Annotated in this window: 9 protein-coding genes; 4 read left to right on the top strand and 5 right to left on the bottom strand. The window is 53.1% G+C overall.

Going from position 1 to position 13,603, the window contains the following annotated elements; translation table 11 throughout:
- Positions 1–5 precede the first annotated feature (5 nt).
- A complete protein-coding gene (ytfR, locus tag FDX24_RS20170) occupies positions 6–1,508 on the bottom strand; it encodes a galactofuranose ABC transporter, ATP-binding protein YtfR (RefSeq protein WP_016149467.1) in 1,503 nt (500 codons plus the stop codon).
- Positions 1,509–1,629: 121 nt separating this feature from the next.
- Positions 1,630–2,586 (bottom strand): galactofuranose ABC transporter substrate-binding protein YtfQ, encoded by a 957-nt coding sequence (gene ytfQ / locus FDX24_RS20165; protein ID WP_048212856.1) that lies wholly within the window; start codon positions 2,584–2,586, stop codon positions 1,630–1,632.
- Between the two features lie 309 nt (positions 2,587–2,895).
- On the opposite strand from ytfQ, the gene ppa reads away from it, so the two are divergent.
- The 3 genes from ppa (at position 2,896) to FDX24_RS20150 (ending at position 6,798) form a co-directional block, all read left to right on the top strand.
- Positions 2,896–3,423, top strand: coding sequence for an inorganic diphosphatase (gene ppa / locus FDX24_RS20160; protein WP_048212857.1), 528 nt, complete (start codon positions 2,896–2,898; stop codon positions 3,421–3,423).
- Positions 3,424–3,632: 209 nt separating this feature from the next.
- Positions 3,633–4,703 (top strand): YncE family protein, encoded by a 1,071-nt coding sequence (locus tag FDX24_RS20155; protein WP_121585388.1) that lies wholly within the window; start codon positions 3,633–3,635, stop codon positions 4,701–4,703.
- 85 nt (positions 4,704–4,788) lie between these two features.
- The gene (locus tag FDX24_RS20150; protein WP_137364815.1) at positions 4,789–6,798 is read left to right on the top strand and encodes a TonB-dependent receptor domain-containing protein; all 2,010 of its coding nucleotides are present in this window, start codon (positions 4,789–4,791) and stop codon (positions 6,796–6,798) included.
- A 56-nt stretch (positions 6,799–6,854) separates the two neighbouring features.
- Here the strand turns inward: FDX24_RS20150 and FDX24_RS20145 are convergent, their stop codons facing one another.
- Genes FDX24_RS20145 through tamA form a run of 3 tightly spaced genes read right to left on the bottom strand, consistent with a single transcriptional unit; the run spans position 6,855 to position 12,708 of the window.
- On the bottom strand, positions 6,855–7,199 hold the full coding sequence (locus FDX24_RS20145) for a gamma-glutamylcyclotransferase (RefSeq protein WP_048212859.1): 345 nt from the start codon (positions 7,197–7,199) through the stop codon (positions 6,855–6,857).
- 2 nt (positions 7,200–7,201) lie between these two features.
- Positions 7,202–10,978 (bottom strand): autotransporter assembly complex protein TamB, encoded by a 3,777-nt coding sequence (gene tamB / locus FDX24_RS20140; RefSeq protein ID WP_137364814.1) that lies wholly within the window; start codon positions 10,976–10,978, stop codon positions 7,202–7,204.
- On the bottom strand, positions 10,975–12,708 hold the full coding sequence (gene tamA / locus FDX24_RS20135) for an autotransporter assembly complex protein TamA (protein ID WP_048212861.1): 1,734 nt from the start codon (positions 12,706–12,708) through the stop codon (positions 10,975–10,977). Before tamA ends, tamB begins: the two co-directional genes overlap by 4 nt.
- A gap of 211 nt (positions 12,709–12,919) precedes the next feature.
- Here tamA and msrA point away from each other — a divergent pair, with 211 nt between their 5' ends.
- On the top strand, positions 12,920–13,558 hold the full coding sequence (gene msrA, locus FDX24_RS20130; RefSeq protein ID WP_137364813.1) for a peptide-methionine (S)-S-oxide reductase MsrA: 639 nt from the start codon (positions 12,920–12,922) through the stop codon (positions 13,556–13,558).
- Positions 13,559–13,603 lie beyond the last annotated feature (45 nt).

Genomic DNA, 13,603 nt, shown 5'->3' with positions numbered 1-13,603 from the left:
TCTCCTTAGGCCGCAATGGCATTCATGATCGCCGGTACGGACAGTTCAGCCAGTGGGATCTCGGCTACCTGTTTGCGATCGCGCATAATAATGACCCGATCGGCATAACCCACTAACTCTTCCAGTTCGGATGAAATCACCAGCAGCGCCAGACCATCCGCGCACAGCGTTTCGATCAGTCGGATAATCTCCGCATGCGCGCCGACGTCGATCCCGCGCGTGGGTTCATCGAGGATCAGGAACTGCGGTTTGGTCAGCAACCAGCGCGAGAGCAAAACTTTTTGCTGATTACCGCCGGAGAGAAACTCGATCGGCTGTTCAGCGTTGGGGGTACGAATTCCGAGCTGGCGGATAAAACGCTCGGCAATCTCGTTTTGTTCTTTCCGTGGGATAGGCCGCAGCCAGCCACGCTGCGCCTGCAGGGCCAGAATGATATTTTCCCGTACCGAAGCCGCGGCGATGATGCCATCCGTTTTGCGATCCTCCGGGCAGAAGCCGATCCCCAGACACGAAGCCTGATGCGGCGATCGCAAGGTCTGCGGTTTGCCTTTGATCAGCGCACTGCCGCTGTCGGCGGGTTTAATGCCGAAGATCACCTCGGCCGTTTCCGTTCGCCCGGATCCCAGCAGTCCTGCGAGACCGACGATCTCACCGGGACGCACCTGTAGATCAAACGGCGCGATGGTGCCTTTTTTGCCAAAGTCGCTAAAGGCCGCCACCGGCTTATCGCTCAGCAATGTGCGGCCCGCACGCTGTAGCGCATGGGTATCCAGTTCGCGACCCAGCATCATTTTGACCAGTTCAATTTGCGGTAATTCCCGGGTTTCACGGCAGCCAACGAAGCCGCCGTTACGCAGAACGGTGATGCGATCGCTGACCTGATAAACCTGATCGAGGAAATGAGTGACGAAGATCAGGCTGACACCGCGATCGCGCAGATGACGCATCAGGCCGAACAGCATTTCAACTTCCTGGGTATCGAGGCTGGCGGTGGGTTCGTCGAGGATCAGCACTTTCGCGGAGAGATCTATTGCCCGACAGATGGCAACTATCTGCTGCATCGCCACGGAAAAGCGGTTCAGCGGCTCGCGGACGTCGAGGGAAAAACCGTATGACGCCATCAGCTCCGTCGCGCGTTTTTCCATCTGCTTACGCTGTAGCAGACCAAAACGCCGTGGTTCACGGCCAATAAACAGGTTATCTGCCACCGACATATTGGGCAGCAGGTTCACTTCCTGATACACGGTGCCAATCCCCAGTTGCTGGGCATGGGCGGTATTTTTGGGGGAGATCGGTTGGCCTTCGAGCCAGATAGTGCCGCGATCTGCATGGTAAACGCCGGTCAGCGCTTTGATGAGCGTCGATTTGCCGGCTCCGTTTTCCCCCAGCAGCGCCATAATCTCGCCCCGACGCAGACTGAAATCCACGTTATCCAGTGCTTTGACGCCGGGAAAAAATTTACTTAATCCTTCGGTGCGGAGGATCTCCTGATGTTGGTCGGTGGTCATGGTATTCCTCCGGAACGAAATCACGGCGTTTCGTAGGCCTGATAAGCGCAGCGCCATCAGGCAATAAATGCCGGATGGCGGCGTAACGCCTTATCCGGCCTACGGAAGACCGACAGCAAAACTAGTAGCCCATGTTTTTCTTCTTCTCTAACTCTTCTTTCGCCGTATCCGGCAGATAGAGGATAGATTTGGTAATGGTCAGCTTCTCAGGCATCGTGCCGTCTTTCTTGAATTTCTCCAGCGCATCGAATGCCGGCCCTGCCATATTTGGCGTCAGTTCGACGCTGGCGTTGGCTTCGCCATCAATCATCGCTTTATAGATATCCGGTACGCCGTCGATTGAACCGGTCAGAATATCTTTGCCCGGCTTCAGACCCGCTTCTTTGATCGCCTGGATAGCCCCGATCACCATGTCATCGTTGTGAGCGTAAACCATGCAGATGTTCTTGCCGTTGTTTTCAGCTTTGATAAAGCTCTCCATCACTTCTTTGCCTTTGCTGCGGGTGAAGTCCCCGGACTGAGAGCGAATAATTTTGATGTTTGGCGCGCTGGCGATGGCTTCGGCAAAACCTTTTTTACGGTCAATCGCCACGCTGGCCCCGACGGTCCCTTGCAGCTCAACGACGTTACACGGTTTGCCGTTCACCTCTTTAATCAGCCAGTCGCCGATTAATTTACCTTCCAGCACGTTATTGGCGGTAACGGTGGTCATATAGAGAGATTTGTCTTTTACATCGATGGAACGATCGAGCAAAAAGACCGGAATGTTGGCATCTTTCGCTTCTTTTAACACCGGCTCCCAACCCGTTGCCACGACCGGCGCAATGAAGATGGCATCTACGCCCTGCGCAACAAATGAGCGTACGGCTTTAATCTGGTTTTCCTGTTTTTGCTGGCCGTCAGCGATTTTCAGCGTAATACCTCGCTTTTCGGCCTCGCTTTTCGCCACATTGGTTTCCGCCGCGCGCCAGCCGGATTCAGAGCCAACCTGCGAAAATCCTACGGTTAAAGGGGCTGCCAATGCCATAGACGACATGGCTGTCGAAACTGCTGTGACTAAAAGTAAGCGCTTCCACATAAGTGCGTCCTCGTAGGGGGATTATTGTTGGTTAATAAACAGTCGCGAAAAAACTATAGACAATTGAGCATGTAACGAATTGCGTTACATCACACTTCAAAAAAGTAAATAAAACGTTAATCACAACTTTGTAATCGCTTTCATATCACTATGAAAAATGCGGCTGAAGATATGGATTTTTCTGTCACAAAAGAGAAGGGAAAAGAAGAAAATGTGCGCCGCGAAATCGAAAACAAGCGGAGACATTCGGCGCGAGTTGGCTATAATACCCGCCACTTGTTTGCCATAGCTTATTTAAAGGAAACAGACATGAGCTTACTCAACGTCCCTGCCGGTAAAGATCTGCCGGAAGATATCTACGTTGTTATCGAGATCCCTGCAAACGCAGATCCGATCAAATACGAAGTTGACAAAGAGAGCGGCGCCCTGTTCGTTGACCGCTTCATGTCCACCGCGATGTTCTATCCGTGCAACTACGGTTACATCAACCACACCCTGTCTCTGGATGGTGATCCGGTAGACGTTCTGGTCCCGACTCCGTATCCGCTGGAGCCAGGTTCAGTGATCCGCTGCCGTCCGGTTGGCGTACTGAAAATGACCGACGAATCCGGCGAAGATGCAAAACTGGTTGCGGTACCGCACACCAAACTGAGCAAAGAATACGATCACATTAAAGATGTGACCGACCTGCCGGACCTGCTGAAAGCGCAGATCACCCACTTCTTCGAGCACTACAAAGACCTCGAAGCAGGCAAATGGGTAAAAGTTGACGGTTGGGACAACGCTGAAGCCGCTAAAGCTGAAATCGTTGCTTCCTTCGAGCGCGCGAAGAAGTAAGTTCGCCTGCTCTGAAAACCCTGAACACCAGCCTCTGGTTAGTAAGGGTTTTTTTATGCCTGTGCTTTTCCTCCCTTTATTTTCCCGGTATCCCGCTGGTTTCTTTTTGACCTACCAGATTGGGTAGTCACATTTCATTTATCTTAATTGCGAATGAGATTAGATCTCATTATCATTCGCAACATGTAAATAAATGTGAATAAAAGTCAATGAACCTCCACACTGTGAAGTCCCTGAAACACTATTCTTGTGTGGCGCTCGCCACAGCACTGTTATTTACCAGCCTGCCCAGCGTGGCGCAGACGCTACCTGAGAAAGATTTTCTGACCCACGACGTCGGAAACGGCGTGTATGAACTGGCGGTTGATAGTCAGCAGAACACGCTCTTTGCCGCCTCGTCTCCGTCGTTTGATAAAGACAAAACCCGCGGGCTTATCTACAAACTCGATCTGGAAAAACTCACAACCACCGAAGTCATCGACACCAGCCGTCGTGCCTTTGCCACCGCGCTTGACGAAGAAAATCAGGTGCTATATGTGGGCAACACGCTGGAAGGTTCGGTAACGCTAATTGATACCCGCAGCGGTAAAGAGTTGGCGATACTGCAACTGAGCGAGACCAAAAATCCAAAGGAAATCGTCCATACGCGTGAAATGGTGCTCGATAAGCAGCATCACCGTCTGTACGTTTCCGGCGTGGCTGAAAAAGGCATTGTCTGGGTAGTGGATACGCAAAAGCGCGAAAAAATCGCCACCATTGAAAATATGGGTCAGTATCCGACCGGTATGGCGGTGGATGCAAATAAGAACCGCCTGTATGTGGTGAATGGCAGAAACGAGCTGATTACGCTGGACACCAGCAGCCACAAAATCATTAGCCGCTTTTCCATTGAACCCACTAAAAAACATTTCTTCCTGAATATTGCGCTGGATGCAAAAAATAACCGCGCGTTCCTGACCGATCCGGATTTAGCAGATGTTTTGGTTGTCGATATTAATACTGGCAAAGTTATTGCGCCAATTAAGGTCATTAACTCTTTGGCAGTTATATATAACGAAAAACGCCAGGAAGTGTATATCACCCACCGCAATGCAAAGCGCATCAGCATTGTGGACAGCAAGACTTATCAGGTAAAACAAAGCATTGAAACCACTGCGTTACCTAACAGTCTTGCACTTTCTCAGGACGCTAACACCTTGTATGTCAGCGTAAAACAGCCGGAAGAAATGATTGGCGTAAAGCCCGATTACGTGCTGAAAATCGATCTCTCTAAATATTAATAATTAAAAACGCTTCTTACACCTTGCAGCTTTTCCGGGTTGCAAGGTGATGCTTTTATTTTTTACTTTTCAGGTGTCTTATATTATGAAAACGCGTCAACTTATTACGCTGACAGGGATCGTTGCATTCTCTGGCGGGGTTATTTTCCCCACTCAGGCAGAAGAACTCACCGAAACCTCACGCAATAATGAAGATGAAATGGTGATCACCGCATCCGGGTTCTCGCAGCAAAAGCGCGAAGCGCCGGCCACCATTTCAGTTATCGATCGTAAAACGCTGGATATTCAGCCGGACCGTAGCATTGGTGAAGCGATTAAAAACCTTCCTGGCGTCTCGGTTACCAACAGCAGCGGCATGAATGCGGGCAGCATTATGATCCGCGGTATGGACCCGTCCTATACCGCTTTTATGGTCAACAGTGTCAAACAAAATACCGGTGAGTCGCGCCCATACGGCCATGATATCGGTACTGAAGCCAACTTCTTACCGCCAATGGAGGCCATTGAGCGTATCGAAGTTATCCGCGGGCCAATGTCCTCGCTGTACGGCTCAGATGCCATCGGCGGTGTGGTCAACGTGATTACCAAAAAGCCGTACGGCGCGAAAGACTGGACGACGGCGATTGCGGAGAATACCTGGCTTCAGGAACACCAGTATTTGGGTAATACCAGCCAGATGAATCTGTTTACCATGGGGCCGATTGTGCCAGATGTTCTCGGCCTTAGCGTAGCGGCCGACTGGCTCGACCGTCGCGATGACGATCGCAATGACTATTTCGGCAAACACAACCGTAAATCCATTGATATGACTTTGGGCCTGGCCGCCAGCGAAAACAACCTGTTCGACCTCAACGTTGTCACCGGCGAGCAGGAGAAAAATCGCACTCAGAAACGCGGCGCGCCATGGTCATGGCTGTTCGATCGTAACGCCGCCACCCTGACACATACCGGCTGGTATGCAGATGACACCATCGCGACGACCAACTACATCAACTACGAAAAGGGTCGCTCAAAATACGTTTATGACGGTCAGTCCCCACAGTATGTACAGATGGAAAACTATGTCGCTAATTCGCAAACCACATTTACACTCGACAACCATAAACTGACCATCGGGGCGAATTTTACCCGCGAAGAGTTAAATGACCGCTTTGATGTGGCTAACAAAACGCTGCCCGGCTCAGAGCCGGTAACCAAAATCAGCCGCAACGGCTGGGCGCTGTTTGCTGAAGATGGCTGGAGTATTGACGATTTCATCCTGACCACTTCGGCGCGTATGGATCAGGACGATAACTTTGGTACACATATTACGCCAAAAATGTACGGCAACTGGGCCTTCAGCGATGCCTGGGCGCTAAAAGGCGGCGTTTCCGCTGGCTATAAAAAACCAGAGCTGCGAGCAACGTCCAGCAACTTCGTCACCCCTTACGGCTCAACCGTGCCTTATCCCTTCCTGACGGTAGGTAATGACGACCTGAAACCAGAGAAAAGCGTTAACTCTGAACTGGGCCTCTACTGGACGGGCGATGCGCTGGCGCTGGATAGCACGGTCTTCTATACCCAGTTCAAAGACAAAATCGCTGAACAAACCATTTGTGAAACCTCGGCGACAAACCAGTGCTCAGTGAATGGCTACAAAGCAGATTCCGTCAGTAAATACTTTAACGTCAGTGAGGCAGACGTATACGGCATTGAGCTGAATGCCGACTGGCAAATTAGCGCCGATGTGAAAGCCAACGCTAACTACACCTGGAACCACAGCGAGCAGAAAAGCGGCGCCAATAAAGGCTACGCGCTAAACGACTACCCGCGTCATATGGCGAATCTGTCGCTGACCTGGGCGGCAACACAGAGTCTCGACGTGTGGAGTACGGTGAACTATCGCAGCAGTAACCGCAATAGTGGTAATAACTACAAGTACGATGACTACACAATGGTTGATGTGGGCGTACGTTATCAGCTCAATAAGCACACGCAGTTGATGGCAGGGGTCTACAACGTGCTGGATGAGGATCCGAAGCTGACTACCGCGTGGAATGAATCCGCGCAGGTGGAAGGCCGTCGCTATAATCTCGGCGCGCGCGTAGAGTTTTAAGCCTTAAATAAACAACGCCACCCGAAGGCGGCGTTGTTTATTCTCGTAGCGATATATCAGTACTGGTCTCGGTCTAACCAGTTACCGCTTTCAATCAGCGTTAATCCCTCGACTGAACGTTGGTACACGTACATCCATGCACTTCCGTACGGCGTCTGAATTAACTGGCGTGCATATTCGCCACCTCGCGTACGCAGAGCGTCAAGCTCTGCCAGCGTGGCGTTGTCAATACGATAAACTTCCCCGTGTACCGTTCCGTTCCCCGGAACTGCGCCTGGATAGTGGCCCAGGCTGTACAACTGGTAGTTGTCGATACTGAAATTTCCCAGCAACAGGGCATTGGTCATCCAGTGGCTGTTGCCTTGTTTGGTTCGTAAACTGCCGTAGACAAATATTCGCATTGCTAAAACTCGAACTGATAGAGCAAATCAAGTGCCTGATCTACGCCAGACACGGCTTCCAGATATAGCTTAGGCATCAGACGATAACGTAGCGTGAGTGTCGCTAAGGAGTCAAATATACCCACACCATATTTCACCTGCAGACCTGGCAGTACGTATCCGCTGACAACCACCTGAGAGGAGTCACCCACCCCTTGCGTGTCCAGTGCCAGATTGCTTACGCCAAATGTCTCCCCGATTTTACCCACAACCTGACCACTTTGTGCAACCCCCAGGCCAATAAGCATTGAGGTCATCGCCGCGCTGTCGCTCTGCTCGCTGTCCAGCCCTTGTCCGCGCAGCAGGTAGGAAAGCGCCATTTGCTGCGACATTGCCGGGTCAGAGAAGATCTCCGCTTTCGGTTCATCAGCAGTGCCGGTGACGCGAACGCCGGCGATCACATCGTCTTCGGTGGCATCCGGGTTACGAATCGCTTCGATGTTAAGCAACGGCTGATCCGGCGGGCCGGAGAACAACAGCTCGCCCTTACGCACAATCAGATCCTGACCATAGGCATGGAAGCGACCGCTCGGGATATTAATTTGTCCGTTCAGCCCCAGCCCCTGCTTATCCTGCGCAACTTTCAGATCGCCCGTCAGACGCGCTTTCAGACCAAAAGCATCAATACGTACGTTGTTGCCTACATGAATGTTCAGGTTGCTGTTGATCGGAATACCGGCGCTTTGCGGCTTCTCTGGCTGCAGGTTGTCGTTGAGCATGACCATGTCGCTGGACACCCCTACCGCACTTTCCGGCAGGTCGTGCACCACGATACGCGCCCACGGCACATCCACGTTGCCATCCAGGGTAAACAGACTCGGCGTGGCTTCAAAGACCACGTCCGGAGAGACATCCAGACGAACCATCGGCGGTACGGTAATACGAACCCTACTGCCTTTAGCCGCGACCCGCGCCCGCCAGTTGTCTATCTGACTCCAGTCGGCATCGCCGCTCAGGTTAATCTGCCCCTGCTGCGTACGCACCACGCCCGCTAACGTCGAACGCGTTCCGGTGAAGTTAACGGCTAACTGGCTGGGCTGCATGTCAAACGGCATAAAGTTGCCGTCGATATCCAGACCGCTCAGTTGCAGTTGTCCAAGCAGTTGTGGGCTTTGCACATCGCCGCCCAGACGCAGGTTGGCGTTGATCATTCCCGCGGCTTTTTCACCTCTCGAGAAGATAGGGTTCACCATCGCCAGATTGAAGTTGCGAATATTGACGTTACCGCCCAGATTACGGCGTCCTTGCGGGTCTGTTACCTGCACCTGGCCGTCGAACTGCCCGTTGTTGGTCAGGCGAATCAGCCAGCCCAGTTCAGCACGGTTGTTGTGCAGGTCAGCGGTCAGATTCAGCGTCTCAAACGCCACCGGTAACGCGGCATCGTTTACGCTCTGGGTGACCTTCACGTTACGCCCACTTAGCGTGACCTGTCCCTGCGGCAGCCCCTCTTTGGTGGTGTCCCAGCTCACATCGGCTTTACCGGTGAACACGCCGCTGGCCTGGGTTGTCTCCGGCATAAACGGTTTCAGCATTGCCAGATCGAAACGGTTCAGATTCACCACCGCGCGCCCTTCCGCGCCCGCATCAATCGTCTGTGGCACGCACAGTTCCGCATTCGGGTTATTCCAGCAGTGTGGCCCAATGCTGATTTTCTGTTCCTGATTACGGTAATCAAGCGCAATCGCGCGGTTAAGCGACCACGGACCAACCGGCGTCTGGAAGCGGGTATTGCTCAACGCCCCTTTCCAGCGCTGTTCTTTGCGATCGAAGCTGCCTGCCAGATCCAGTTGCCCGGAAACCGGCTCCCCCTGAATGCGTAGCTGTAATTCATGTTGCTTTTCACTGCCTTTCGCGTTGAGCGTCACGAGGCCGATATTCACGTCAGGTTGTACAATCCGCTCTACGCGAACATTGAGATTACCGGCGATTTGCTCGGCCGATTTCACGTCGCCTTCGACGCGTACCTGAGCGACGGAAAGTTCCTGCCAGCGCAGACCACGGGCGGTGATATCCGCCAGCAGCTGTGGTGCTTCAACCGTACCGCGAACTTTTACCAGCCCTTTCGCCGTACCGCCCAGCCCCGGCAGCGCGTTATCCAGGCTTGGGGCATCAATCATCGCGTCGAGGTTGAGGTCTTTAACCCCCAGTTCACCTTTTACGTCCGCACTGTTGCGTCCCAGCTCCAGATGCAGGCCCGGAATGATCCATTGCAGGTAACTGTTCCCCTTCAGCGAACCGTTCACATTGACCTTATTCTGTTTTACATTCCCGGTCAGCTTCAGCTCCGGAACCTCCATCTGCCAGCTTCCGCCATACAGACTGCCGCGGGTTTTCACCAGACCATTCAGTTTTGACGGCCAGTCCGGGATCTCTTTTGCCGTATTGATGCCATCCAGCGTCAACTCTCCGCGCCAGCTGATCGCCTGCTGCCAGTCCACCAGCGCTTTCAGCTCGGTTTTTCCTTCCAGCGCCGCAACGCAGAGTTTGTCGAGATTGATCTGCTGTTCGTTGCCTTTAGCGTCCAGCGTGATGGTAGCTGGAGGAATATCCTGTCCCTTCACGGCGGTACGCATCGACAACGTGTAGTCGGTCATCTTGCCGGTCAGCTTGAGCTTGATGTCATCGGCCTGAAACTGTTTGTCGCCGGTAAACGGCCAGTAAATCTGCTTACTCACCACTTCCAGATTGAGCGGCAACCCGGCTTCCGCCAGACGCGTTTGCGCCCGCAGATCCATATCCACCGGACCGGACAGGTTTATGCCGACTTCCAGTTGGTCACGCAGCGCGCCGCCGACCTTCAGCTTCACCTTTTCGCCTTTTAACGGGTCGATGTTCAGCGTGCTGTTTAACGTAATATCGACCGGCCATGTGTCGGTGAGCTGCGCCGTGCCGCTGGCTTTTACCGCCCCCTGATTCGAGTCGATATCCAGCGCGTCCAGCTTCATGTTGCCGTCAATGCTGCTCACTTTCAGCAGCAGGTTATGTACCGTGAGATCCGTATCCCCGGTCACGCGCAGCTGCTCGCCGCGAAATTCTTCAATATTGAGATTGAGCGGCAGATGCACATCGGCCATTTCCGGCAGCACCGGCTTTGAGAACAGATCTTTTAGCGTTTCGCCGAGCGGTTTTTCATCCGGCTGCGGGTTTTGAATTTTTGGTTCAACGACCTCTTCCTGTGCCACTTCCGCCACTTTAGGCAGGGCAATCAGCAGCCCCTGCAATGACGTTGGCTTCAGGGTCAGCGTTTTTTCCTGCCAGTTCAGGCCAGAGGTAAAACCCAGCACGGAAACCGTGGTGTCATCAATTTTGATATTGATGTTGTTAAGCGCCACGTGTGAAAGCGTGATGGGGTAAGGCGTGGAAAGGTTAAGCGGACCGCTCTCTTCTTCCTCCACCGGCGCTGATGGTGGCATTTTTTTGCTGTCGATCGCTACGTTGATATTTTTCAGCGACAGATCGTTGACGCACAGACTGCTGTTCCACAGGCAATTAAGCCCCACGGCCAGATGTACTTCGCCAGCATTCACCGCCACGCCGGGCTGGTCATAACGAATATTTTTCAGTGATAAATCCCGCCAGCCGCCGGTGACCTGACCGATCTCCAGCCCAGGCACCCAGCGATTAGCTGCCTTGAAGACCAGATGCAGACCGGAGGTTGTCCCCACCAGGAACGCGACGGTACCTAACAACAGCAGGATAACAACCAGTACCCCGAGGCTTATCTTCTTCCATAAACTCATAATTCAGGCCCCAGACCGATGTAAAACTGTAAACCATGTTCATCTTTGTCGCCGACCGGGACGGCAAAGTCGAGCTTGATAGGTCCGACCGGCGATTGCCAGCGAACGCCAACCCCGGCACCGGTTTTGAAATCGCTTTTGCGAATATCGCTGACCGCTTCACCGCTATCGACAAACATCGCGCCCCACCATTTCCCGGTCACGTTGTACTGGTATTCCAGCGAGCCCGTCGCCAGCTTCGAGGCCCCTTTCAGCTTGCCGTCGCTGCCTTCGGGTGAAATAGATTTGTATTTGTAGCCGCGGATACTACGGTCGCCCCCGGCGAAGAAACGCAGATCTGGCGGGACTTTGTCGAAGTCACCGGTTTCAATCCAGCCAAGGTTACCGCGCATCACAAAACGGTGTTTGTCGTACAGTGTACGGATCCAGACGTTCTGCGCCTGGAAAACGGAGAAATCAACGTCTGAACCCCAGGCTGTGTTGGAGTAATCGATGGAATAACGTTGGGAGTCGCCCCAGACGGGCATCAGGCCGCCGCGCGAGCGCGTCCGGCTAATCATCACCCCCGGATAAAGCAGCATGGTGGTATTGGTGACGTTACCCTGGGTAAAGTGGTCGAGGCTCCAGCGCAGGTTGATTGCACGCTGCCAGCCACTCGACAGATCCCAGTAGCGGGAGACCGCGAGCGTGGTTGAGTCCTGCTCGGTGTCGTTTAAATCGGTACGCTTAAAGCCCCCCTGCACCAGGTAATACTGCTCCAGCGGGTTCTTTAACAGCGGCATTTTATAGCTGAAATCAAGGACCTGCTCGGGCGCAGAAATACTGGCACTGGTGGTCAGGCTATGGCCGTAGGAGTTCATCCACGGCTTTTTCCACGAGGTTTTCAACCGCGGTCCCACGTCAGTAGAGTAGCCGGCCCCGGTTTCGATGGTATTTTCGGTGCGCGGCGAGACCACGCCTTTTAGCGGCAGTACTTTGGTTTCACGGGCTTTATCAAATTCAGGCGCCACCACCACGGAATTAAACCATCCGGTTGCCGAAAGGCGACGGTTTAGCTCTGCCAGATCTTTCGACTCGTACTCTTTGCCCTCTTTGAACGGCACCAGGTTTTGCAGGTACTCATCGCGAATTTGCGAACCTTCAAAAGTGACATGGCCAAAGCGGTAGCGCTCTCCGCTGTTGTAATCAATATCCCAGAATGCCTGGCGGCGATCGAGTGCAATTCCGAGCTGACTTTTATTAAATTCGCTGTCGAAATAGCCTTTACGCAATGCCACGCTGGTGAGCGACTTTTTGAAGCTGTCATAATCGCCCTGATTCAGCACGGTGCCGATTGCCGGGCGTGTTTTCAGCAGATCCAGGTAATCTTTATCCGTACGTGCGCCACCGCGCAGAATCACTTCTGTGCCGCCAATCAGCACCGGCTCACCGGGAGTCACTTTGGCAATCAGCACCTGGCGTCCTTTCGCCGGCGGCGGACGCAGTTCAAAATCAATGGTCGGCTCAAAGTAGCCCAGCGCTTTTAGCCCTTCGCGGATAGCATCATCAACGCGCGCACGAAAGCGTCGGTCTGGTGTGACTTCGTCACTTTGAATCGTGGACAGCTGCGCACGGACGTTTTTCTCCAGCGGCCCTGATAATCCTTCGACCTGTAAGCGAACATTCGCAGCAGCGGCGGAGCCACTTAAGCACAGTAATCCCACCCAACATAACTGACGGATATGTGGCACATTTTCTCCTGAATATCCTTTTTTCCACCCCTGGAAAAAAATACTATGCCGTTCCTCGGCTTAACAAAAAATCAACAATAAGAGTTGAAAAACAGACGACAACCCAAATATTTCTTATGTTTAACTCTAGACGCATTCACGCTGTTTATTTTGGGCAAAGACGCGTCTCGTTACAACCTTAACCCAAATGACTGATTTCGGGAGAACGGCCATGAGTTTATTTGATAGAAAGCATCTCGTTACTCAAGCAGATGCCCTACCTGGACGCAACACCCCGATGCCAGTGGCAACGCTGCATGCGGTTAACCAACATTCGATGACCAACGTGCCCGATGGTATGGAGATAGCTTATTTCGCCATGGGATGCTTCTGGGGCGTTGAACGTTTATTCTGGTCATTACCCGGCGTATATAGCACCGCAGCCGGCTACACCGGTGGCTATACCCCTAACCCAACCTATCGGGAAGTCTGTTCCGGCGATACCGGACACGCCGAAGCGGTACGCGTCGTCTATGACCCGCATGTTATCAGCTACGAACAACTGCTGCAGGTGTTCTGGGAAAATCACGATCCGGCGCAGGGCATGCGTCAGGGGAACGACCAGGGTACGCAGTATCGCTCCGCCATTTACCCGTTAACGCCGGAACAAACCGCCGCCGCAAAAGCCAGCCTTGAGCGTTTTCAGGCAGCAATGACCGCCGCAGGCGATGAACGCGAGATTACGACGGAAATCAGCACGGCGACCCCGTTCTACTACGCCGAGGACGATCACCAGCAGTATCTGCATAAAAACCCTTATGGATACTGTGGCATTGGCGGCATAGGCGTTTGCCTGCCGCCGCAAGGATAATCGCCGCCCTCTGGCGGCTTTACAGTACCTTACGCTATACTAGCT

The organism is Citrobacter sp. wls716 (assembly GCF_005280975.1).
Classification (GTDB): domain Bacteria; phylum Pseudomonadota; class Gammaproteobacteria; order Enterobacterales; family Enterobacteriaceae; genus Citrobacter; species Citrobacter youngae.
The sequence above is the reverse complement of the archived record's forward strand: the minus strand, read 5'-3'. Positions and strand labels throughout refer to the sequence as shown.